The 22,021-nt window shown below is 33.5% G+C and carries 23 protein-coding genes; 13 read left to right on the forward strand and 10 right to left on the reverse strand.

Annotated features, from left to right (window positions below; translation table 11 throughout):
- Nucleotides 1–2 precede the first annotated feature (2 nt).
- Nucleotides 3–173, forward strand: a complete 171-nt coding sequence (locus tag J2Z38_RS01320) for a hypothetical protein (RefSeq protein WP_209771501.1) — start codon at nt 3–5, stop codon at nt 171–173.
- Between the two features lie 67 nt (nt 174–240).
- On the opposite strand, the gene J2Z38_RS01325 is transcribed toward J2Z38_RS01320, so the two are convergent.
- From J2Z38_RS01325 to J2Z38_RS01340, 4 genes are all read right to left on the reverse strand, one after another.
- Nucleotides 241–657 carry a DUF2871 family protein gene (locus J2Z38_RS01325; RefSeq protein ID WP_209771503.1) on the reverse strand — a complete coding sequence of 139 codons (417 nt, stop codon included), beginning with the start codon at nt 655–657 and terminating at the stop codon, nt 241–243.
- Nucleotides 638–1,318: a hypothetical protein gene (locus J2Z38_RS01330; protein ID WP_209771505.1), complete on the reverse strand. Its 681-nt coding sequence runs from the start codon at nt 1,316–1,318 to the stop codon at nt 638–640. The genes J2Z38_RS01325 and J2Z38_RS01330 overlap by 20 nt, the downstream gene beginning before the upstream one ends.
- 62 nt (nt 1,319–1,380) lie before the next feature.
- Nucleotides 1,381–1,929 carry a TetR/AcrR family transcriptional regulator gene (locus tag J2Z38_RS01335; protein ID WP_209771507.1) on the reverse strand — a complete coding sequence of 183 codons (549 nt, stop codon included), beginning with the start codon at nt 1,927–1,929 and terminating at the stop codon, nt 1,381–1,383.
- 49 nt (nt 1,930–1,978) lie between these two features.
- Nucleotides 1,979–2,299 (reverse strand): DUF4491 family protein, encoded by a 321-nt coding sequence (locus tag J2Z38_RS01340; RefSeq protein ID WP_209771509.1) that lies wholly within the window; start codon nt 2,297–2,299, stop codon nt 1,979–1,981.
- Between the two features lie 169 nt (nt 2,300–2,468).
- Here J2Z38_RS01340 and J2Z38_RS01345 point away from each other — a divergent pair, with 169 nt between their 5' ends.
- The gene (locus J2Z38_RS01345; protein WP_209771510.1) at nt 2,469–2,873 is read left to right on the forward strand and encodes a helix-turn-helix domain-containing protein; all 405 of its coding nucleotides are present in this window, start codon (nt 2,469–2,471) and stop codon (nt 2,871–2,873) included.
- A 9-nt stretch (nt 2,874–2,882) separates the two neighbouring features.
- Nucleotides 2,883–3,230 carry a hypothetical protein gene (locus J2Z38_RS01350; protein ID WP_209771513.1) on the forward strand — a complete coding sequence of 116 codons (348 nt, stop codon included), beginning with the start codon at nt 2,883–2,885 and terminating at the stop codon, nt 3,228–3,230.
- Between the two features lie 41 nt (nt 3,231–3,271).
- On the opposite strand, the gene J2Z38_RS01355 is transcribed toward J2Z38_RS01350, so the two are convergent.
- From J2Z38_RS01355 to J2Z38_RS01365, 3 genes are all read right to left on the reverse strand, one after another.
- The gene (locus J2Z38_RS01355; RefSeq protein ID WP_209771514.1) at nt 3,272–5,032 is read right to left on the reverse strand and encodes an ABC transporter ATP-binding protein; all 1,761 of its coding nucleotides are present in this window, start codon (nt 5,030–5,032) and stop codon (nt 3,272–3,274) included.
- A complete protein-coding gene (locus J2Z38_RS01360) occupies nt 5,029–6,768 on the reverse strand; it encodes an ABC transporter ATP-binding protein (protein WP_209771516.1) in 1,740 nt (579 codons plus the stop codon). The genes J2Z38_RS01355 and J2Z38_RS01360 overlap by 4 nt, the downstream gene beginning before the upstream one ends.
- Nucleotides 6,769–6,934: 166 nt before the next feature.
- Entirely contained in the window at nt 6,935–7,546 is a 612-nt protein-coding gene (locus J2Z38_RS01365; protein ID WP_209771519.1) for a hypothetical protein, read from the reverse strand.
- 53 nt (nt 7,547–7,599) lie between these two features.
- Here J2Z38_RS01365 and J2Z38_RS01370 point away from each other — a divergent pair, with 53 nt between their 5' ends.
- Together J2Z38_RS01370 and holA are read left to right on the forward strand one after the other, a co-directional pair.
- Nucleotides 7,600–9,789: a DNA internalization-related competence protein ComEC/Rec2 gene (locus tag J2Z38_RS01370; protein WP_209771521.1), complete on the forward strand. Its 2,190-nt coding sequence runs from the start codon at nt 7,600–7,602 to the stop codon at nt 9,787–9,789.
- Nucleotides 9,786–10,799 (forward strand): DNA polymerase III subunit delta, encoded by a 1,014-nt coding sequence (gene holA / locus J2Z38_RS01375; protein WP_209771523.1) that lies wholly within the window; start codon nt 9,786–9,788, stop codon nt 10,797–10,799. Before J2Z38_RS01370 ends, holA begins: the two co-directional genes overlap by 4 nt.
- Nucleotides 10,800–11,190: 391 nt before the next feature.
- On the opposite strand, the gene rpsT is transcribed toward holA, so the two are convergent.
- Nucleotides 11,191–11,448 (reverse strand): 30S ribosomal protein S20, encoded by a 258-nt coding sequence (gene rpsT / locus J2Z38_RS01380; protein WP_209771526.1) that lies wholly within the window; start codon nt 11,446–11,448, stop codon nt 11,191–11,193.
- A gap of 145 nt (nt 11,449–11,593) precedes the next feature.
- Here rpsT and lepB point away from each other — a divergent pair, with 145 nt between their 5' ends.
- Nucleotides 11,594–12,166, forward strand: a complete 573-nt coding sequence (lepB, locus tag J2Z38_RS01385; RefSeq protein WP_209771529.1) for a signal peptidase I — start codon at nt 11,594–11,596, stop codon at nt 12,164–12,166.
- 14 nt (nt 12,167–12,180) lie between these two features.
- Nucleotides 12,181–13,992, forward strand: a complete 1,812-nt coding sequence (lepA, locus tag J2Z38_RS01390; RefSeq protein WP_209771531.1) for a translation elongation factor 4 — start codon at nt 12,181–12,183, stop codon at nt 13,990–13,992.
- 28 nt (nt 13,993–14,020) lie between these two features.
- On the opposite strand, the gene J2Z38_RS01395 is transcribed toward lepA, so the two are convergent.
- A complete protein-coding gene (locus tag J2Z38_RS01395; RefSeq protein WP_209771534.1) occupies nt 14,021–14,866 on the reverse strand; it encodes a zf-HC2 domain-containing protein in 846 nt (281 codons plus the stop codon).
- The gene (locus tag J2Z38_RS01400; RefSeq protein WP_209771537.1) at nt 14,859–15,341 is read right to left on the reverse strand and encodes an RNA polymerase sigma factor; all 483 of its coding nucleotides are present in this window, start codon (nt 15,339–15,341) and stop codon (nt 14,859–14,861) included. Before J2Z38_RS01400 ends, J2Z38_RS01395 begins: the two co-directional genes overlap by 8 nt.
- Nucleotides 15,342–15,445: 104 nt before the next feature.
- On the opposite strand from J2Z38_RS01400, the gene J2Z38_RS01405 reads away from it, so the two are divergent.
- The 6 genes from J2Z38_RS01405 (at nt 15,446) to dnaK (ending at nt 22,002) form a co-directional block, all read left to right on the forward strand.
- Nucleotides 15,446–16,306: a GNAT family N-acetyltransferase gene (locus tag J2Z38_RS01405; RefSeq protein WP_209771540.1), complete on the forward strand. Its 861-nt coding sequence runs from the start codon at nt 15,446–15,448 to the stop codon at nt 16,304–16,306.
- Nucleotides 16,299–17,420 (forward strand): radical SAM family heme chaperone HemW, encoded by a 1,122-nt coding sequence (gene hemW / locus J2Z38_RS01410; protein WP_209771543.1) that lies wholly within the window; start codon nt 16,299–16,301, stop codon nt 17,418–17,420. Before J2Z38_RS01405 ends, hemW begins: the two co-directional genes overlap by 8 nt.
- 59 nt (nt 17,421–17,479) lie before the next feature.
- Nucleotides 17,480–18,433 carry a 3-hydroxyacyl-CoA dehydrogenase gene (locus J2Z38_RS01415; protein WP_209771547.1) on the forward strand — a complete coding sequence of 318 codons (954 nt, stop codon included), beginning with the start codon at nt 17,480–17,482 and terminating at the stop codon, nt 18,431–18,433.
- 161 nt (nt 18,434–18,594) lie between these two features.
- On the forward strand, nt 18,595–19,608 hold the full coding sequence (gene hrcA, locus J2Z38_RS01420) for a heat-inducible transcriptional repressor HrcA (RefSeq protein WP_225304668.1): 1,014 nt from the start codon (nt 18,595–18,597) through the stop codon (nt 19,606–19,608).
- A gap of 16 nt (nt 19,609–19,624) precedes the next feature.
- On the forward strand, nt 19,625–20,176 hold the full coding sequence (grpE, locus tag J2Z38_RS01425) for a nucleotide exchange factor GrpE (protein WP_209771550.1): 552 nt from the start codon (nt 19,625–19,627) through the stop codon (nt 20,174–20,176).
- Nucleotides 20,177–20,187: 11 nt separating this feature from the next.
- Complete coding sequence (gene dnaK / locus J2Z38_RS01430) at nt 20,188–22,002, forward strand: molecular chaperone DnaK (RefSeq protein WP_209771552.1); 1,815 nt, start codon at nt 20,188–20,190, stop codon at nt 22,000–22,002.
- Nucleotides 22,003–22,021 lie beyond the last annotated feature (19 nt).

Genomic DNA, 22,021 nt, shown 5'->3' on the forward strand with positions numbered 1-22,021 from the left:
ATATGTTAAGATTAATTGCCTACATCTTATTAGCACTTGGGATTATACTACTAATTCCAAGTTATTATCGAAAATATAAAGAAAGTAGAGATAGGTCAGACTTGTTAGAATTAATAGGTCTAGGAATTATGATTCCATCTCTAATTATCTTAGTAATAGGTCAATTTATATAATAAAAAGCTCTCTAGCTCGGAAATTCCAAGCTGGAGAGCTTTTTAAGAGAGTAATATCCTCAACTTTCTAAGGCTTTTCTATATAAGTTTTTAGATAAGCGTATAAAAAGTAAAAGGCAAATGAAATTCCTATGTGGCCTATGCCAGCAATGCCGGATATGGCTGCACTTATGCCACTATTATCTAAGCCATAGATTTGATAAAAACCCCTTGCGATTAGGGTGCTAATTACTAAAATTAGCGAAAAATTATAGGTATTGAAAAATCTTTTTTCTTTTTTATCTTCTTTTAAATCAAAACTTTTTGCAAAAATACTTAAGATTAAAAATAAGAAAAAACCTAAAACAAGGGTGTGGGTGTGGGCAAGGCTTAAATTTGTATGGCTAGTAAAACCAATAATCCTTGTATATTCTCTGTAAAAAGCTCCGATAAATAAGCCAAAAAGTGAGTAGATGAACGATGTTTTAAAGTATTTTTTTGTCATGTTTGTCTCCTTTCATAGCCTTATATCCGATCAAAATTGTCCAGATATAGGCACAAGTTTTTGGTACCATAAGGGCACCGATAGCTGGTAGACTTTGTTCAAAAAGCACAACTGGCAAATAAAAACCAAAGCTTAAAACAATGGTAAGCCAGAGGTTTTTAAAGGCAGTGTCTTTTCTTTCCCTTGATTTTTGGTAAAATATAACAATTATAATTAAACCCATTATTGTAAAGGGAATATTTCTATAAATCCCCCAGGTAAGTGGGGAAGAAGTGGTTAAAAATTTATTTTCTGGGCAGAGAACTAGCAAAATCCTCAAAACTGCTAGGGTCCAGATTGTAAGAGTAAGTCCCTTTTTATCCCCAATTTTATAACGTTCTCTCCAAACATAGTAGAGAATGAGGTAAAAAATCGTCATGGTAATGGATGTGATTAGCTTGCCAAGGCCAAGAGATCTTGTATAAGATTTTAGACCTGTGGTATTAAGGGCGATGGCACGAGGTACTAGATGAAAGGCATCACCAAAGCCTAGGACCAGGGCCATTATGCCGAATAAATAGTAGGCTTTATTAAATTTTCCTTCTTTAAGCATTTTTGTGCCGAGAAATATAACTGTTCCTAGGTAAAAAATATCAAAAATTGTTTCAAATACTCTTTGCATATAAACTCCTTACTGAACATTGTTCATTTAGAGGCCTTATAAATCCCGCTTAGGATAGCGGGTTAATATAAGGTCTTTTTTACAATTTTTAATAGCAAGTCTTTGTTATAATTTTTATCAACTATAAAACAAAGGCTGGTCGAAATAATAAATTCAACTAAATCATCCTTAGTAAAGTCATCGTCGAAGGCATCTTTTTTGATATTAGGATCTCTATCCAGTATATAAATCAAATTTTCCCTGAGTTTTTCGATGTAGGTTGCCATTGAGTCCTTGGCCTTGCCGATGCTCTGAGATTTAAAACTTAGGGAGTGGATGGTAAAAAAGTTTGGGTACTTTTCTATACCAAGACTTAGGTGGGTAAAAATATCCGATAGGTATTTCAAAAAGTCATCGGCTCCCTGGTCGTGCTCTTCTATTCGGAATATATCTTCCCAAACACTTTCTATAGTTGAAATCATAAGGTCATCCTTGGATGAAAAGTAGTTATAGATTGTACCTACTGCAAGGTCACATTTTTTTGCTAACTTCCTTATGCTTAGGGCATCTAAGCCTTCGCTTGCAACCAAGTCTCTAGACTCTTTAAGGATTTTTTCTTTGGATATAATCATATATGACTCCTATATGAACATTGTTCATTATCATTATAAGCTGAAATTTTTACTTGTCAAGATTTTTTTTATTTCTCAATTCATCATAGTGTGCTTTTCTCTTAGGATTTTCCTTAAACCAACCCTTAAGAACTCTTTGTTCTTGCTCAATAACTTCACCAATTGACCAAAAACAACAACAGGCAATTACACCAGCAAAGATGCTAGGGATAAGGGATTTGATGTAGAGGGAAAGGAGAACAAAAATTATACCAAATAAAATAAAAAACTTGTTAACCTTCCTCCCAAAATAATATTCGCCCTTGATCACAAGGGGATGAAAAATTCCAATAAGAAAAAATGTTACTACTCCAATAATAATTCCTTCCATATCTCCTCCTTATATAATTATCATATATATTGAAAAATTGGTTAAATATTTAAGAAGACTCATAAAATCAATGGATGTAAAAGGGTTTTTACATAAAAAAACTTGAGTGTAAAGTGATATAGATAGACTAAATACATAAAATTTCTTAATATAGACCTAGGAGGTAAAAATGAAGATTGGAGATAAATTAAAAAATGCCAGGTTAAAAAAATCCATGACCCAGGAAGAGGTTGCAGAAAAACTTTTTGTTTCAAGGCAATCAATATCAAACTGGGAAAATAATAAAACTTATCCTGACATAGGAAATGTAATTGCCTTATCAGACTTATACCAAATAAGTCTTGATGAGCTCTTAAAAGGGAGTGATAATTTTATGAAACATTTGGAAGAATCAACAGATATAGTAAAATCAAATAAAAAACTCATATTTTTTATAGGTCTTGCCTTGACAGCAATGATTGTAATGGCGCTTTTTACAGAATTTTTGCCAGAAAAAGTATTCTTAATTTCTATATTTAGCCTAGCAGTAATAGCAACAGGCTTAGTATATAGTGAGATAATTAAAAGATTTTAGGAGAAGGAAATGGATATTAAATTAATAATAATGATAATTAGCGGAGCAGTATTCGTGGTAGGTGGTTTTATCCTCCAATACAATATCTATCAAATGACCCAAATTGATGCCAAGGCTAGAGGACTTAAGCATCCTAGATTACTGGGTGTTTTAAATATTTCTGGAAACAACGGCAATGCCTTTTTGTTAGCATATTTAATAGGGAGAAAAAAATATCCTATACAAAATATTTCTAGTAAGGATTTGGCAGAGCTTGAATCCTATAAGAAAAAATCTCTCATTGCCTTATCAATGAACCTTATAGCATCCTTGGTTTTTGTAATAGCCTTTATATACTATAAGGGGATGACATTATAAAGACCTAAAAAGCTTAGGCAATTTCTCGCCTAAGCTTTTTTCTATACATATAATTCTGCCTGGGTGGTGAACATTTCTTTATAAAGTCCATCCTCTTTCATGAGTTGATCGTGGGTACCGTTTTCTGTGATTTTTCCATCGTCACAAACAATTATCCTGTCAGCATACTTGGTAGATGATAGTCTGTGGGAGATGAAAAGGGATGTTTGACCTTTGGAAATTTTTAGCATATTTTCAAAGATTTCCTGTTCGCTCCTTGGGTCTAGGGCACTGGTTGGCTCATCCATTATGAAAAATTTCCCCTCATGGAAGATTGAGCGGGCAAGGGCAAGTTTCTGGCCTATTCCTCCTGATGGTTCGACTGACTTATCTGAGAATAGATAAGTTAGGAAAGTATCTTCTTTTTCTACTTGCTTTCCTATCCAAGATGATAAATTGAGAAGGTCAAAGGCCTTATCCATTTTTTTGTATTCACCATCATCGATATTTTCCTTCAATTTACTTGTAATATTTTCACTAATCCTAAATGGAAATAGCCTAAAGTCTTGGAAGGTAGGGGATAGGATCTCATAGTATTTCTTAGTTGAAATCTTAGAAATATCTATATCGTTTAGGTAGATAGCCCCTTCGGTCGGTTCGTAAAATTTACACAAAAGTTTTACAATAGTAGATTTACCAGCCCCGTTTTTGCCTACAAGGGCCAGGGTCTCTCCATTTTTTATTTCAAAAGAAGCATCTTTTAGGACATAGTCCTTACTTGCTGGATACTTAAAGGATACATTATCAAATCTAATCCTAATTTCACTTGTGTCAATATCGGTGATTTCTCCCTTATCAAGTAGGCCTTCTTCCATATCTAGGAAGTTGAAAAATACTTCTAATTGAGCATTTACTGAAATAACCTTGGCGTAGTTTTGCTGGATGAGGTTAGTTGCGTTTATGACTTGTATTAGGGAGTTAAAGTACATGGTAAAATTTGCAAGGCTAATGGTCTTATCGATTAATTTATAGGTTAGGTAAATTAAAGTTAAGATTATTGAGCCATTTGCACTTACATTCATAATACCAGAGTAAATTCCATTTTTGTTGAAGTAATCAGTTGATGATTTTATCATTTCTTGTTGGTAGAAGTCTGCTTTTTCTAGGACCAAATCTTGTCCTTCATAGATTTCTATATCCTTAAAATACCTAAGATCTGCTGCAAATTTTGCAAAAAACCTATATGATCTGAGATCTGAAATATTATTTTCTTGGTATTTTAGTTCATTTTCCTTAATTAGCCTTACGAGTTTTTTATTTATTAAAACTAGCAAAATCAATAGAATAATTATTGCTGGATTTAATTTTACAAGAATACCTAGTGATAAAATCCCCGTTATAACAGCGGATATTACTAAAACTATGATGTCATAGAGGGTGTACATTTCCCAAACAGCATAGTGGGCCTGTTCCATCATATCTTGAACATCCTTGGAGTCAGATTTTTCTATAGGAAGCCTTAAAGATTTTTTTGCTATCCTAAAAGTGAGTTTATCTGACATATCTTCAAAGACTAGGGTCAGGTAATTATTTAAGCCCCTGTAAGTTACTTCTTTGATGAAACCTAGGACTATAACCAAAAGGCCAAGGCCTAGACAAAATGAAATTCTTTTTTGTCCCATAAGCTCATCTATAATTAGCTTTGGAGCGAAGATATTTATAAGAGGCAAGAACCCAAGGACTAGGTTTGTTATAATGACCTTGAAGGTAAAACCTGGGTGGTAGGTGTCTATTAATGTAAAAAGTTTTCTTATATTTTTCATAGGACCTCCTTATAATTGTCTGCTTGTAGATTGTAGAGGTCTTTATAATCCTCGCAAGTATTCATCAGCTCATTATGAGTCCCATTTGCGAGAATCTGGCCGTCTTTAAGATGAATTATCCTGTCACAAAACTTGGTAGACGCCAGCCTGTGAGAGATAAAAATCGAAGATTTATCGCGGGTCAAATCGTCATAGAGCATATAAAGCTCTCTTTCATTTAGAGCATCCAACTGAGCTGTTGGCTCATCTAGGATTAAAAGCTTAGCCTTGGATTTTGCAATGGCGCGGGCCAAAAATAGCCTTTGCTTTTGGCCACCTGATAGGTCGACTCCGTCATTATCGAGAATCCTCAAAAGAGTTTGGTCTTCTTTTTTATCATAGGTATTTATGATTTCATCTAGGTGGGTCATTTTGTAAATATCATCCAAATTCCTATCGTCAGTTGACATTAGGATATTTTCCTTAAAGGAAAATGGCAATAGATTTGAATCTTGAAAGACAGCTGAGATTAGCTTTTTATAGTCTATATGAGATTTATTAATATCTTCTCCATTTATTAAAATCCTACCTTCTGTCGGCTCATATAGACCTGCGAGGATAAGGGCGAGTGTAGACTTACCTGCACCATTTTCCCCTACAAGGGCGATTGTTTCTGAGTCTTTTATCCTAAGGTTAATATTTTCTAATACATATGCATCTGTTCCCGGATATTTAAAGGAAACATTATCAAGAATAATTTCCATCTGGTCTGGATAAATTTCTTGATTTTCGTCTTTGTAAACTTCAGTTATCTTAAAAAATGGCTTAAACATGGTAAAGTTTCTCCTAATATCAGAAAAAACCCACATGGTCTGATGGTTAAAGGCAATAAAGGTAAAGATTGCTGTAAAATATACATAGAAATTCGCTATAGAAATCCTCCCTGCAATAAGACCTGTCATTAGCCAGTATATGATAAGTCCGTCCCTGATTAGGTTAAATACATTTGCTAGGGTAAAAATCCTAAGGGTCTTTGTATTAACTTCTCCTAGGCGGTTTATCCTATCCTTGTTGGTTTTTCCGTAATAGGATTTAAAAATCCTTATGATATCAAAAATTAAAATATCTTGCTTTGATAGGGGAGATTTCATCTCATTATTAAGCTTAGAAAACTTATCCCAGTTTGGACTCATTTCATCCCAGTACTTGTCATAAGACTTAGGAACTTGGTTTAAAAGTAACCAGGAAATTATGGTTAGAATTATTGTTGTAGCAAGAACCCAAAGGTCCATAGAAGCAAAAATCCATAAAAATCCACCAATCGAAATAAGAAGGGCAAAGACTTCTGGTAAATCCATCATTATGCCACCAACACCGCCCCAAGGCGATTCTACAGCCTTCATGGCATCACTTATTTTTTCGGATTCTGCTTTTTCTTTTTTCTTGGCATAAGGGAGATAGAGTGAGTACTCTGTGATCATATTCATCAGCTTATAGCGGACGTGGTTCATCCTCATCCTATAATTGCCCATAACAAAGGCATCAAAAAAGCTAATTAGTGAAGAAATAAAAAATAAGCCTATAAAAAACATTGGGAAAACTTTAGGATTTTCCTGGTAGTTTTCTAAAATATAGGCAGGTGAAATAATCCATAAGAAGGGTTTGATCCCTACAAATAGACCGTAAAGTGCGATTAGTAAAAACATGATTGGCTCCATATGAGCCATCTTTTTAATCAAAAATTTAAATTCTTTCATAGTGCCGAAATCTCGGCATCCTCCTTGGTTTTCATATGTAAGTCAAGGAGCTATCCTTACTTACTAGTTACGGGTTTTCTTTCCTATTTTTATTATTGTCATTTTTCTTTTCTCCTTTCTTTAAACTTTTAATAATTTACCGCAACAAGGTAAAAGTGTCAAATTCTTATCTACCAGCGGCAAAAGAAATAATTGTATTTTTTCCTTCTTTTCTAGTATCTAAAACCTTAAATCTTCTTATTTTGTAGGTATTATCAAAATTAATATAAGAATTAATCACAGTACCAAGACCAGCCACTTCTGTTATTCCAGCCTTCGTAGTGATAGGTAGGTTGGAATCGATGGCGTAGTTTATCATCTCATCAAAAAGCTCAGGATCAATGTCTGATGTGTATTTAAGCAGGGTAATATAGGCCTTGTCTTCGCTTAGAAATAAGTTTGTTTTAACATTACCATAAAATCCCTCTAGGAAAATTTGAAAGAGGATGTAGGCGGTATTGTAGGATAGGTTTCTGTATCTTAAAGCCTTATCAACAACTAATTCGATTGTATCGTCTGTGTATTTGCCCTTTACAGAAATAAGGTCCTTGCCTTTATTTTCCTTTACTTCAACAACTTCAAGGCCTCCTGCAGTCTTGTAATCGTTTATCAAAAAATCATCACTAGGCATAAAGATTGTTTTTTCTACTAGAAGCTGGCTGATATTATTTTTAAATCTCTTATCTTTCACTTCTGCGGTGAAAGTTAAAATCTCTGGATATTTTTCGTAAATTTTCATGATTTTCTCCTCTAATCTATTATATCATATGATATAATGAAATAGAGGTTTTTATGAAAAAAAGAATCATCCCTTTTCTTTTGGGTTTAATCCTTGGAATTCTGGGCTTTATTAATTTTGAAAACGCAAATATCCTTTATTTTGGATTTATTTTTGGAAGCCTTTCCATATTTTTTTATAGGAAAAGCAAAGAATATGCCATATTTTTTCTCGTAATCCTAGTGGGATTTTCTTTAGCGAGTTTTAAATTTTCTAGGATTAATCCAAAGGAAAGTAAAAATGTAAATATAAATTTTACTATAATTGATAAAAAAATGAGCAAAAACTCATTAAGATATACAATTAAAATTATTGAAAATGGGAAAAAAGCCTTCATGTTTGATGAAAATGACTTTGATATTGGAGATCAAATCTCATGTGCCGGAGATCTTAACCTTGTGAGGAGAAATACTAATCCAAACCTCTTTTCCTATAGGTCTTATGCTATTTCAAAGGGGATAGGACTTGAATTTAAGCCTAGAAACTTAAATCAAGAAGTAACAAGAACAAGGTCTTCCAATATTTTCCTAAGTCTTAGAAGATCCTTTACATCTTATGTAAATAGGATTTTTAGGGGAAATTTATCCAAAGATTCTGCTGACTTTGTAATCTCAGTGGTTTTAGCGGACAATTTTTTCGAAAAAGGAGATATAAATAAGCTGGGCCTTGCCCATATTCTCGCCATTTCAGGTTTTCATCTTAATCTATTGATGAGTTTTATGGTTTTAATTTTATCGAAAATTGGTCTTTCCTATAAGAAATCCATGGCTCTTTCACTAATATTAGCCTGTCTTTATGGTTATATAATTGGTTTTGCCTATTCTGTTCTTAGGGTAATAATAGTTAGCTCAATTGTTTTTCTAGGGTTTTTATTAAGGCGAGGGGTAGACAGAGTTAAAGCCTTGATGGTTGCAGCGGTTGTGATTTTATTTATTAATCCTTTCGCCATCTTAAATACAGGTTTTATCCTTACCTTTGTGACAATGCTTGCAATTTACAAGATTTATCCAAGACTTAGTACTTATTTTAAAGAGGGTTTTATCAGGAAAAATCTAGCCTTTACAACCAGTATCCAAATTGCAGCCTTGCCTTTTACTGTCTATTATTTTAGGTATTTTAATTTTCTTAGTATCATTGCAAACTTTTTGGTAGTGCCTGTTTTTGAACTTGCCATGTATATTATTTTTAGCCTGATATTTTTATATCCGATTTTAAAAGGATTACTACAGCCAGTTTTTATAGTCCTTGATATAATGATTAGGTCAATATTTAATATGACTGAAATACTTGCGAAAATTAGGTTTTTATCTTTTAATTTTATAGCAGAAAGCATTTTTATTAGCCTTTACCTTTTTGCCCTTATATTTATACTTACAAATATAAAAAACAAAAAAGGCTTAGATAAATTTTTCAAGTCTTCTCTTGCCATTGTACTTTTATCAATGGCTGTCAGAGGCCTCGATAGACCGATTGAATACCAAATGATAGACATAGGTCAAGGGGACGCATTTTTGCTTAATGATAGGGGAAAATATTATATGGTAGATGTGGGTGGGCCAAAGTATAAGGATTATGATTCGGGAGAAAGGATTCTTGTACCTTACTTACAAAGTCTTGGAATTAAGGAGCTTGAGGCGGTGTTCATAAGTCACGAAGACTCTGATCACGCTGGTAACCTTGATATATTAAGGGAAAATATTAGAATTAAGAAAATTGTAACTGATAATAAGGTTTCAAAAGAATTTATAGAAAAATACCAGCCAAGTTTTATGGGCATAGGTGATGAGCTTAAGTTAACATCTGGTAAAATCACCTGTATCTATGATGGGGCAGAGGGGGACCTTGATAAAAATGACCAATCCCTAGGTCTTTTACTTGAGATTAGGGGCAATAAAATCTTAAGTATGGGAGATTTATCGTCACCTTATGAAGATAAACTTAAAGTAGAGGCTGATATATTAAAATTATCCCACCACGGTTCAGCGTCTTCTAGCTCTAAAGAATTTATAGGCCAAGTTAATCCAAAGATGGTTTTAATTTCTGCGGGAAGGGATAATACTTATGGCCATCCAAATAAAAAAGTTCTTGAAAATGTAAGGGATATTAAAAAATACAGCACTCAAACTGATGGCCTTGTAAAAATCAACTTTTATAAGGATAGGGTCAAGGTAGAAAAATATTTGAAGGGAGGATTTTTTAGGTGAAATATATTGATTTTTTTAAAAACTTTTCTGGCTTAAAAACATCTGGCATATATTTATTTGATTCAAAAGAAGAATATTTAAATACAACTATAATCGAAGAAGCAGAAAGACTTATAAGAATAAAAGACTTCAACCTAATTAAAATAAAGGGAGAGACCGATTTTGACACAATAAAAAATTCCTACGAAACCTATCCAGTCATGGAAGATAGGAAGATTATTATCTGGCAAAATATAGATTTATCCAAGGATGGGGTCAAAAATTATAAGGAAATTTTAGATAAGCTTGGAAAAGATGCCAAAGATTTCCCTCCATATGCAACATTTTTGATTTTTTCAGACACAAAACCATTTAAGGGGAAATTTTATAAGGAAATTTCTAAAAATGGGACAGTAGTTGAAATTGATAGGTTAAATAATAATGAATTAAGGTCTTTTATTGGCAGAAGATTTATAAAAAATAATAAAAAGATTTCAAATGCTCATATAGATGAGATTATCAATAGGTTTTCTTATCTGTCTTATAATAGCGAAATTGATTTATTTGAGATTGTAAATTCAGTTGATAAGATAATTTCAAATTCATCTGACGAGATCATCAAAAAAGAAGATATAGACGACCAGCTTGACCAGGTCTTAAATTTAAATATCTTTAACCTTACAGATGCCATAGCTAGTAAAAATACAAAAGAAGCATTAAAAACTCTTCTTTTAATGGTAAAATCTGGGGAAGACCTCTTTATGATTTACCATATGTTAATAAGGCAGTTTAGGATTTTGACAGCTGTAAAAAGTTTGACTAAGGCTAATTTCAATGATTCTTTTATAATGAAAGCTGCCCAAATTGGTCCTTTTGAATTAAGAAAAGCTAAGGCTAATATAAGAAATTATTCCTTGGACGAATTGACAGATATAAATGAAAGGCTTATGGATATGGAAATAAGATCAAAATCCGAGGCCTTTGAAATGAAGGATGAATTGATGAAATTAATTGGTTTTGTAGGAATATAAAAAGAGTGGGCGTCCACTCTTTTTTGATACTTATATTTAAATAATTTCTTGACCTCGCTCGGGATAAAATTCGTCGCTCTGAGCTTTTTTCCCTGCATAAGGTTTTTCTATTATTTTCCTGCGTGCTTTGCACTTGTAAAATAATGAAAAACGCACAAATTTTGCTCGCACTACACGTGCAATTTTCGACTACGAAAAAAGAACGCTCCTATTCGTCGCGTCGCTTCTTCTTCGCTGCATAAAGTTTTTCTATTGTTTTTTCTGCGCAACTTTGTTGCTTGAAAAACAACGAAAAACGAGCAGATATTGCTCTCAATATCTGCTCTACTTTTAAATGAGTGATTATCAGTAGTCATATGTTAGGATCCATTACTGATTATCACTCATTTTATTATGCGTTTAGTTTTTTAGCTAATTTTGATGTAGTTGCTGCTACTCTGTTTTTGTGGATAACATTTTTGCTTTCAGCTTGTTTTAGCTTTTTGTCAACTACTTTAAAGATTTCTCTAGCTTCTTCAAGATTACCTGCTTCTACTGCAGCTTCAAACTTTTTGATGTATGTCTTGATTTCTGATTTTCTAGATTTGTTTCTAAGGTTATTTCTCTTAGCAACTTCTATTCTTTTTTGACTTGATTTAATATTTGCCATCTATTTTTCACCTCTCTTCTGTTTTGCTTGACTTATGTATTCTACCATAATTTATTAAAAAGCTCAAGTTTTTATTTATCTTATGTAAATTTTTGAGAATTGACCCAAACTAGTATATAATTAATAAGAATGAGAGGTTATAAGTATGAACGAAGAAAAAAAACAAAATAAAAAAGAAAATTCACTATTAAATATCATTTGGGATTGGGTTAAAACCATCCTTATCGCCCTTGCTATTACATTTTTTGTTAAGGCCTTTATTATTGATGCTACAAGGGTAGCGGGAAAGTCAATGCTAAATACACTCCACGACGGGGATATGCTTATGGTTAATAAAATCGGCAAGCATTTTAGGGATTATAAAAGAGGAGAGATTGTTATTTTGAAAGCTCCTGATTATCCAAACAGACTTTATGTAAAAAGGGTAATCGGTACTCCTGGAGACCTTGTTGAATTAAAAGACGGTGATGTATATGTCAATGGTGAAAAACTTGATGAAAAATATGTTTCAGTTGACGAGACCCTTGCCAAGACAGAGCAAACAGGCTGGGTCCTAGGAGATAAGCAATATTTAGTTTTTGGTGATAATAGGGCCAATTCTAATGATTCAAGAGATTTTGGACAGATTTATAAAGAAGAGATTGTAGGCCACGCATTCTTTAGGATTTATCCTTTTGAAGATGCAGGTTTGATTGACAACAATCCTTATGGAAATTAATTAGTAGGAGTTATATGACAAAGAAAAAAGAAAATATTAGGAATTTTTCTATCATTGCCCATATCGATCATGGAAAATCAACTTTAGCAGATAGGCTTATTGAAAGAAGCGAAAATATCAGCCAAAGGGATATAAAAGAGCAGATGCTTGATGATATGGAGCTTGAGCAGGAACGTGGGATTACGATTAAATTAAAATCAATTAAAATTCACTACAAGGCTAATGATGGAAAAGTTTATGATCTAAACCTAATTGATACTCCTGGTCACGTTGACTTTAACTATGAGGTTTCAAGATCCCTTAAGGCCTGTGAAGGAGCTATTCTTGTTGTTGATGCAAGCCAAGGTGTAGAAGCTCAAACTTTGGCCAATACTTATTTAGCGCTTGAGCAAGACTTGGAAATCCTTCCTGTTTTAAATAAAATCGACCTACCAAGCGCAAGAGTTGATGAAGTAAAGCTTGAAATTGAAAATGAAATCGGTCTTGACACTGATAATGCACCTTTGGTTTCAGCAAAGACTGGCCTAAATATTGAAGACGTTCTAGAAGATATTGTTGAAAACATACCAGCACCAGAAGATCACGATGATAAACCGCTTAAGGCCCTTATTTTTGACTCTTATTACGATTCCTACGTGGGAGTAATTTGTTACATAAGAGTTTTTGAAGGGGTAGTCCGTCCTGGTGATGAAATTAAGATGATGAATACAGGCAAGGTTTTTGAAGTAAACCAAGTTGGCTATACATCAAGGGGCAGGATTGCTACTAAGGAACTAAGGAGTGGTGACGTTGGTTTTATTGAAGCGTCTATCAAGCAAGTTAAGGATGCTAGGGTAGGGGATACAATCACAACTGTTGAAAATCCAACTGATAAACCACTTACAGGTTATAAGGAAGTCCTACCTATGGTTTATTCTGGTATTTATCCTGCAGAAGGTGAGTCCTTTGATAAATTAAGAGATTCATTGGAAAAACTCCAAGTAAATGATGCATCCTTAGTATTTGAGCAAGAAAATTCTCAAGCCTTAGGTGTTGGTCTAAGGGCAGGTTTCCTTGGGCTTTTGCATATGGATATCATTACACAAAGGCTTGAAAGAGAATATGACCTTGATATTATAGCTACAGCTCCATCTGTAATTTATAGGTTAAAGCTAAAGGGCCAGGATAATGAGAAGGAATTACAAAATCCTAATGATTTCCCAGACCCAACAGAAATCCAATATATAAAGGAGCCTGTAACAATATCTGAAATTATCACACCAAAAGATTATATAGGCCAAGTAATGGATCTTGCCCAATCTAGACGTGGTGAGTTAATAAATATGACCTATATAGATGAATCTAGGGTGTCAATTAAGTACAAAATTCCTCTAAGTGAGGTAATTTATAATTTCTTTGACTCTTTGAAATCAAGAACTAAGGGCTATGCTTCACTTGACTATGAAGTAACTGACTACCAAGTTTCAGACCTAGTTAAGCTTGATATATTGATTAATGAGCAAAGCGTCGATGCCCTTTCTCTTATTGTTCATAGGGATAACGCCTACTCAAGGGGCCGTGGTATTGTTGAAAAACTAAAGGATGAGATCCCAAGACAACAATTCGCAGTACCAATCCAGGCTGCTATTGGTGGTAAGATTATAGCTAGAGAAACCGTAAAAGCTCTTAGAAAAGACGTAATAGCTAAGTGCTACGGTGGTGATATTTCAAGGAAGAAAAAGCTTCTAGAAAAACAAAAAGAAGGTAAGAAGAAGATGCGTCAACTTGGTAACGTCGAAGTTCCACAAGATGCCTTCTTATCAGTATTGAAACTAGATGACGAATAAAAATAATTATTTTAAAAGGATGTGAAATTCACATCCTTTTTTGGTCTCTTGCTAGGCTTAAGAAGATAAAAAACAAATAGATTCCTAAAGCTAGAAAGGCGATATATTTAAAATCGGTCACTGGATAGTAAGTCGATGTATTTAGTCCCTTAAGGCCAATAATTGCTAGGAAAAGTGCGAGGGGACCCCCAATTAGAAGGGTTTTTATTAGTAGACTTATGGATTTTTTTTTGATTTTTTCAATCAAAAATATTAATAGACCAAGGCCTACAAAGCCTATTATAGAAAGTCTTGCATAAAATCCTAAAAACAATCTTGGAAGGAGGGTTTGGCGAACTTCTCCAGATCCAATAACCATATTTGGCATGGATTCATGGTTTTGGTATAGAACAGTTTTTAGTTTATCCTTGTGGAAGGTGAGAGATTTTCTTGGCCTTTCTTTATTAAAAATCTCGTCATATTTTGTAGTATAGGCATCAAGATAGATGGCGTCTTCTGTATCAATATAATCTATTCCGCTGACCTTGTCAGAAAATTCCACGGTATAGATATCTTTACTCTTATAAACCTTATACAAGTCCTTTTCGTGCTCAAAGTGCCTTGGGGTATTGAGGTAGGAGATGATAAAAATAAGTATAGACCCGATTAGGGCAAGGACAGCCAGGGTAAAATATCTACTTTCTTTTTTTATCCTTTTTTCTACAAAATCAAGGGGTTTAGTCTCTTTGTTTTCGATTTGTATTTGATCTTTCAAAAGATTTTCGCATTCTGGACAAGTTTTTAAATGGTTTTCTACAAAAGTTTTTGATTCTTCACTTAAGAGTTCTTCCTTATATAGGGGAAGTAAATCTTTTATAATTTCACAATTATTCATTATTTTCCTCCAATAGTATTTTTAATTTTTCTTTTGCCCTGTGGAAGACTACACAGGCCCAGTTTTGGTTTTTATGGTAAATTTCTCCAATTTCTTTAAAAGAAAGTTCGTTAAGCCTTAATTTTACAACGTCTTTGTAAGGATTGTCCAGATTATTTATTGCCATATCTAGTTTTGTTAAATTTTCTTTTTCTAAAAAATCTTTTTCAAAAGATTCCAAAGCCAAGTCAAAATCTTCGATACTTTCTGTCAATAAAATCTTCTTGTTTCTCTTGTAATAATTGTAATAGGTATTTTTGCCTACTTGAAATAAGTAGGATTTTACCTTTGAATCCTCTATCTTTTCAATACTTTTCATTGATTTTATGAAGACTTCCGAGCATATATCCTGGGCGACTTCTTTGTTTTTGCATAGATACAGCAAAAACCTATAAAGGTCGTCAAAATATATCCTATAAATTTTTTCTATATCCATGACCCCTCCTTCATATAGTAGACAAATAACTTAATCATATCTTACAAAATTTTAAAAAAAATTCCATTATTGTATAGTATTCCTAACAGACCAAAGGAGAAATTATGGATATTAAAGTTGATTTTACAGATTTGTTAATTAAAACTGACAGATTCGTTTTGAGACCCTTTAAAGATTGTGATTTGGAAGATTTTTATGAGTATGCAAAGACACCTGGACTTGGAGAAATGGCTGGTTGGCCACACCATGAAAGCATAGATGATACTAGGAAAGTTTTAGAGAGGTTTAAGAAAAACAAAGACGTCCTTGCCATAGAGAAGGATGGAAAGGTTATTGGCTCCATCGGTCTTCATCCTGTGGATGATGAGTTTTATAAAGACTTTGAAGATGGGAAGGGCAAGGAAATCGGCTTTGTCTTAAGCGAAGATTTTCAAAGGCAAAAGATAATGACTGAGGCTGTTAAAGCTCTTATGAAATATGCCTTTGAAGACTTGGATCTAGATTTTATTTCAGCTGGTTATTTTAGGAATAATTTTAAGTCAAGGGCATTTCAAAAAAAATTAGGCTTCACTTATTATGGCAGCCATATTGTAAAAATCCCTCTTGGAATTTTGGCACCCATCCATCAAACTATTTTCACAAAAGAGGATTATCAAAACAATAAAATTGGTAGTGTGGAAGAGAAAAAGAATCCTAAAGCTAGTGAAGAATTGGTATTTAAATCCGATTGCGAAATAATTAAGAGATTAAACTTTGAGAAAGAAAATGAATTTGTTTCTAAAAATACAGAAAATTCATATTATCTTGTCGTAATTGAAGGCAGAGTCAGGGTTATTTCAGAAAATAAGGAATATACTTATTTTCCAGCTGATGCTTTAAGAATAAAAAAAGGCCAGGATTTTAAAATTATATCAAGGTCTATTGCTAAGGTTGTATTAATAGAAGTGACAGGTCATCATGAATAAGGTCGGAGCCTATATCCACATCCCTTTTTGCGAGAAAAAGTGCTATTATTGTGATTTTGCAGCTTTTCCAAATTTGGAAAATTGGATAGAGCCTTATGTAGATAATTTAATAAAGGAAATTAGACTCTATAGGGAGAGGATGGATGTTATTATAGATTCTATTTACATCGGTGGAGGCACTCCTTCATATATTGATCCAAGCTTTATAGAAAAAATTGTAGGTGAAATTTATAAATTTAAAACTGAAATCAAGGAATTTACCATAGAAGTAAATCCCAAATCCCTCGACATGGAAAAATTACAAACCTATAAGGCTTTGGGAATTAATAGGATTTCCTTAGGGGTCCAGTCCTTTGATGATACGGTTTTAAAAAATATTGGTAGAAACCATACTAGCCAAATAGCCATCAGTGATATTGAAATGATTAAAAAAGTTGGCTTTGATAATATTTCCTTTGACCTCATGCTAAATTTGCCTGGCCAGGATTTTGAGAGTGTAAAAAGAGATTTGGAAATGGTAAAAATTTTAAAACCTAAGCACATTTCTTGGTATTCATTAATTTTGGATAAGGGTTCGAGGTTTTATGCCCTTGATAAAGAGGGCAAGCTTGACCTTATGGATTCTGATCTTGAAGTTGATATTTTTTCTTATTTGATAGACCAACTTGATAATCTTGGCCTTCATAGATATGAGGTATCAAATTTTGCCCATAAAGGTTTTGAGTCTGTTCATAACAAAAAATATTGGAACCAGGAAGGTTATCTAGGATTTGGAATTGGAGCGGCAGGTTATCTTTCAAATCTTAGATATAATAATACTAGAAATCTTGCTATTTATGATAGGATGCTTAAGAGAAACGACTTACCTATAATTAATAAGGATTTTGTTGATAAGGATGAAAATGAGAAGGAATATATAATTTTCAAACTCAGGGAAACAGAGGGCATAAATCTAGAAGTCTTTAGAGCTAAATACGGTATAGACTTGCTGGAAAAATATAAAGACCAAATAAATAAATTTAAAGATGATGGATTTTTTGAAATTGATAAAGCTATAAAATTTACAAAAAAAGGTATGAGCTTATCTAATGAATTTTTTGTAGAAATAATCTAGGCTTTTAATTTCTATATTTTTGGGTATATAGGAAATATAAGAATTAAGGAGATGAAATTATGACAATTAAAAAAGTAACAGTGGCTGGCGGAGGTGTATTGGGTGCACAAATCGCTTACGCAGCCGCATTTCATGGATATGATGTAACAATTTGGGGCAGACGTGATGATTCAATCGAAAGAATCAAACCAAGGATTGACCGTCTGCATCAAATATATAGCCAAGAATTAGAAGTGGCTCCTTCTTATATTGGTGAGAAAAACCCAAACTACCCAAGATCATTTTTTGCATCTAAAGAAGAAATTACTGAAGATAGAATAGCTGAACTAAAAGAAGTAAATGAAAAAGTCTATAAGAGTTTTATATACACAACAGACTTAGAAGAAGGATTTGGTCATGCTGACCTTGTTATAGAAGCAATTGCTGAAGTAGTTGACCAAAAGAAAGACTTTTACGAAAAAGTCGCTCCATTCTTAAAAGATGAAGCCATACTTGTAACTAATTCTTCAACCCTACTTCCATCTATGTTTAGGGAATATACTGGCAGGGAAGAAAAATTCTTAAGTCTTCACTTTGCAAATAATATACACAGACAAAACCTAGCCGAGGTTATGAGACACGATAAGACAGATGATGGTGTCTTTAAGGAAGTTATCGAATTTGCAAGATCTATTGGTATGTATCCAGCTGTAATCAAAAAAGAACAACCGGGCTATATCTTAAATTCAATCCTTGTTCCTGTAATTAATGCAGGCCTTACCCTTTATGGAAATGATGTGGCAGACCCAGTAGATATAGACATGGATTGGAAAATCGGTACTGGTTCACCAAAGGGCCCATTTGAGATAATAGATATTGTTGGAGTCACAACTGTAGTTAATATTTTAAGCAGAAATCCAGCAGCAAATGATCAAGAAACACCAATTGGTAAGGCTATGATTAAGTTAAAAGAAATGTTAAATAAGGGACATATTGGTATAGAATCTGGTCAAGGCTTCTATAAATATAAATAAAAACCTTTTAAAAGTGGCTTAATTGCCACTTTTTGCTTGAAATAAAAAATAATTTTATAAAAATAAAAATTTGGATTTAATATTACTTGACAATTATTCCTAACTTAGTATATTAATATTAGCAGTCGGAAGTAAAGAGTGCTAAAAAGGAGTGAAAGACTTTGAAAGATAGAAGAATGCAGATACTTTTCACTATCATAAATTCTTATATCTTGGGAGGAGAGCCAGTCGGTTCTAAGGCTTTGGCGGATGATTATTCTTTTGATGTATCAGCTGCCACAATTAGAAATGACATGAGCGACCTTGAGAAAAAAGGTCTCTTGAAAAAGGCCCACACTTCAAGCGGTAGACTCCCATCAGACAAGGGTTATAGGTTTTTTGTAGATTATTTACTTGAAAATGGTCTTATAAATGAAAGGCCTAGACCAGACTATACTAGTTTGAAAGATTCACTAGATAAGAGATACCACAATGCTACGGATATAGTAAGCTCTGCCACAAAGATTTTGGCAGGAATTACAAACCTAACAGCAGTATCAGTTACTTACAAAAATCAAATCAAATCTATTGCTAATATTGAAATGTTAAGGGTGAGCGAATCTTCCTTGCTTTTGATAGTGGTTTATGATAATGGTTTTATAGTAAATGACTTGATTAGGTTAAATTATGGTCTAGAAGACGAAGACCTTGAATTTTTAAACAGGCTCTTACAAAGAGACTTAATCGGGTCAAATATTTTAGACTTGTCTGATAAGATTAGGAAAATTGAAGAAAAGTTAAACCTCAATTATAAGTATTTACTCGATATAATCCAAACTAAGATGAAAAACGAATCTGACAAAGATTCGAAAAAAGAAATCAAGATAGAGGGTTTGGGTAATATATTCAGATTCAAAGAATTTGATGATATAGTAAAGGCTAAGGAATTTATCAATCTCTTTGAAAGTCCAGATATTATTACAGATTTTCTAACTGATAACAATGATAAAAGCCTTGTCATCACTATCGGAGAAGAAAATGAGATCGACCAGTTAAAAGAAAATACAATCATAACTTCATATTTTAAGGTAGATGAAAACACCATTGGGACAATCGGTGTGGTAGGTCTAACTAGGATAAATTATAAGGAAGTAATTGAGAGTATAAAACTAGTTTCAGATTTATTAAATCAATAAGAGGAAGGTGAATGATTTGGCAGACGATATCAAAAAAGATGAAAATCTTGACGAAGAAGTTGAAGATATAAAGGATATAGAAGACGAAATAGAAGAAGAACTTGAAGAAGAAATCATAGATGCTGAAATAGTTGATGATGAAAAAGATTCTTCAGGAAATAACGAATATATAGAAAAATACCAAAGGCTAATGGCTGACTTTGCTAATTACAAACAAAGGGAAGAAAAGGCCAAAGCAGATTTTAAGAAGTTTGCATCAAGCTCTTTGATAGAAAAATTATTGCCAGTTCTTGATAATTTCGATAGGGCTCTTAAAGATAAGGACCCAGAAGACCCATTTGTTATGGGAGTTATAATGACAAGGGATGAACTCTTAAAAACTCTTAAAAATGAAGGTCTAGAAGAAATTCCATCAGACGGCGAAAAATTTGATCACAATCTTCACCACGCAGTTATGACAGAAAGTAGTGATACTGTTAAAGAAGATTATATTATAGAAACATTCCAAAAAGGATATACATTAAACGGCAAAATCCTTAGACCAGCTATGGTTAAGGTAAGCAAGTAGGAGGAAAAATTATGGCAAAAATTATAGGAATTGACTTAGGAACAACAAACTCAGCAGTAGCTGTTATGGAAGGTGGTACACCAACCATTATCCCAAATAGCGAAGGTAATAGAACTACTCCTTCAGTAGTAGCTTTCTCAAAAGATGGAGAAAGATTAGTTGGTGAAACAGCTAAAAGACAAGCAATCACCAATCCACACAGGACAATAGCTTCAGTTAAAAGGGAGATGGGCCACGACTGGAAATCTCCAGAAATTGATGGTAAACAATATACACCAGAAGAAATTTCTGCAATGATCCTTCAAAAATTAAAGGCAGACGCAGAGGCTTATCTAAATGATACAGTAACAAATGCGGTAATTACAGTACCCGCATACTTTACAGATGCTCAAAGACAAGCTACAAAAGATGCTGGACAAATCGCAGGTCTAAAAGTTGATAGAATTATCAACGAACCAACTGCTGCAGCCCTTGCATACGGTATGGATAAGGAAACTGACCAATCTAAGATTATGGTTTACGACCTTGGTGGTGGTACATTCGACGTTTCAATCCTAGAAGTAGGTGATGGAGTATTTGAAGTTTTATCTACAAGAGGTAACAACAAACTAGGTGGAGATGACTTTGATAATGCAGTTGTAGATTATCTTGCAACAGAATTCAAAAAAGAATCTGGAGTTGATTTAACAAAAGATTTAACAGCTATGCAAAGACTTAAAGATGCAGCTGAAAAGGCTAAAAAAGAACTATCATCAACCCTAACAACAAATGTTAACCTACCATTTATCACAGCAGTAGATGGCCAACCTGTCCACTTAGATATCAACCTATCAAGGGCAAAATTTGATGAATTGACCCACGATTTGGTAGAAAAGACTAGAAAACCAGTAGAAGATGCTCTTCACGATGCAGGTCTATCAGCATCTGACATTGACAAGGTTCTACTAGTAGGTGGTTCAACAAGGGTACCAGCAGTTCAAGAATTAGTTAAGAAAATAATTGGCAAAGACCCACAAAAAGACATCAACCCAGATGAATCAGTTGCAATCGGTGCAGCAATCCAAGGTGGTGTATTAACTGGTGAAGTTAAAGACTTATTGTTACTAGATGTAACACCTCTATCATTAGGTATTGAAACTCTTGGTGGCGTTGCTACAAAACTAATTGAAAGAAATACAACTATACCAACCAAGAAATCACAAATATTCACAACTGCAGCAGATGGACAAACAGAAGTAGACATCCACGTAGTTCAAGGTGAACGTGAAATGGCAGCAGATAACACAACTCTAGGCAGGTTCCAACTTACAGGTATCCCTGCAGCAAGACGTGGAGTACCACAAATCGAAGTAACTTTCGACATAGATGCTAACGGTATTGTAAATGTAACAGCTAAGGATCAAGGTTCTGGCAAGGAGCAAAAGATTACAATCACATCTTCATCTAACTTATCAGAAGAAGAAATTGATAAGAAAATCAAAGAAGCAGAGAAATTTGCAGAAGAAGATAAGAAGAAAAAAGAAGATATAGACGCAAAAAACAACGCAGAAAACCTAGTTTACCAAGCAAGAAAAACTGTAGAAGATGCTAAACTTGAAGGTGCTGATAAGGAAAATATCGAAGCTAAGGCAAAAGAACTTGAAGAAGCAATCAAAGCTAACGATATTGACAAAATCAAGAGCCTATCAGAAGAGTTAACAAACGAAATCTACAAGGTAAGCGAAAAAATGTATAAGGCAAATGAAGCAAGCCAAGGCCAAGCTAGCGGAAATGACGAAGACGTTGTTGATGCTGACTATGAAGTAATCGATGAAGACGAAGAATAATCTTTTGAAAGATTTACTA

The organism is Anaerococcus degeneri, from assembly GCF_017874475.1.
Taxonomy (GTDB): domain Bacteria; phylum Bacillota; class Clostridia; order Tissierellales; family Peptoniphilaceae; genus Anaerococcus; species Anaerococcus degeneri.